1 protein-coding gene is annotated in these 1,191 nt (G+C 49.8%); it reads left to right on the top strand.

What is annotated here, in order from left to right; translation table 11 throughout:
- The first annotated feature begins 76 nt into the window (after positions 1 to 76).
- Positions 77 to 1,036 carry an IS5 family transposase gene (locus ACO0LD_RS31705; RefSeq protein ID WP_423013522.1) on the top strand — a complete coding sequence of 320 codons (960 nt, stop codon included), beginning with the start codon at positions 77 to 79 and terminating at the stop codon, positions 1,034 to 1,036.
- The last annotated feature ends 155 nt before the right edge of the window (positions 1,037 to 1,191 follow it).

The raw sequence follows: 1,191 nt of genomic DNA, 5'->3' as shown, positions 1-1,191 counted from the left end.
GGAATCTCTGATTAAGTATCCGAGTATTGATTTAGAAACGTTAATATAAGCCTATTCTCATTGAATCCCGAATGCCATGAAACAGACAACTTTTGCCGAAGGTGGCTTTGAACGCTACGCCAAGACGACGAAGCGAGCAGTGTTTCTCTCCGAGATGAACGAAGTCGTGCCATGGGCTATGCTATGCGAACTGATAGAGCCCCATTATCCCAAGGCAGGGAATGGACGCCCGCCTGTTGGCGTGGAACGCATGCTACGCATTTATTTCTTGCAACAATGGTTCAACCTGTCTGACCCGGCTGTCGAGGAAGCCTTATACGAATCCGTTTCCATGCGCAGCTTTGCCAATATTGATCTGGGCAATGAGCCAGTGCCGGATGAAACAACAGTGTGCAAATTCCGGCATCTGCTGGAGCGCCATGACCTTGGCAAACGTATCTTCGAAGAAGTAGGCCGTCATCTGCAGGAGCGAGGAATGAAAGTGTCGGGCGGCACCATCGTCGATGCTACGATCATTTCAGCACCTTCTTCCACCAAGAACAAAGAAGGCAAACGTGATCCGGAAATGCGCCAGACAAAAAAAGGCAATCAATGGTATTTCGGGATGAAGGGACACATAGGCGTTGATAGCAAGACCAAATTGATTCATGCCGTTGTCGCAACCGGAGCCAATGTCCACGACAGCCAGGTATTGCCAAAATTACTGCACGGGCGCGAGACACGTTACTGGGGCGATTCTGCCTACACGGGCCAAAAGCAGGTTGCACGCAGCAAAGCACCAGGGATAAAGGACTTTACCAACATCCGGGGCACACGCAGTCACACGCTGACAGAAGAAGAACGCCTGACCAATCGCCGCAAGTCAAGCGTGCGTGCCAAGGTTGAACATGCCTTCTGTATCATCAAACGCATGTTTGGATTTACCAAGGTCAGATATCGTGGGATGCAGAAGAACGCGCACCGCTTGTTCGTCACTTGTGCACTGGCGAACTTGTTCATGGTTCGCAGGCGCTTGATGCGCATGCAAGGGGCATAGTGTGCCCAATGGGCGAGAAATCGCCCGGGAACTGATACAGATGGGGGAGATGTTCCCCAATTTATGAAGATCATCATGTTCCTGCAACGCATTTCATGCTTTTGCCTGAACATGATTTTGAAATTGAAGAAAATTAGAACTTAATCAGACATTCC

The organism is Undibacterium sp. Ji83W (assembly GCF_049340385.1).
In the GTDB taxonomy this organism is placed as follows: domain Bacteria; phylum Pseudomonadota; class Gammaproteobacteria; order Burkholderiales; family Burkholderiaceae_D; genus Undibacterium.
This window is presented reverse-complemented; position numbering and strand designations above follow the sequence as displayed.

Bases quoted from the DNA above. Each gene is read 5' to 3' on its own strand.
- ACO0LD_RS31705 (WP_423013522.1), top strand. From the start codon at position 77: ATGAAACAGACAACTTTTGCCGAAGGTGGCTTTGAACGCTACGCCAAG.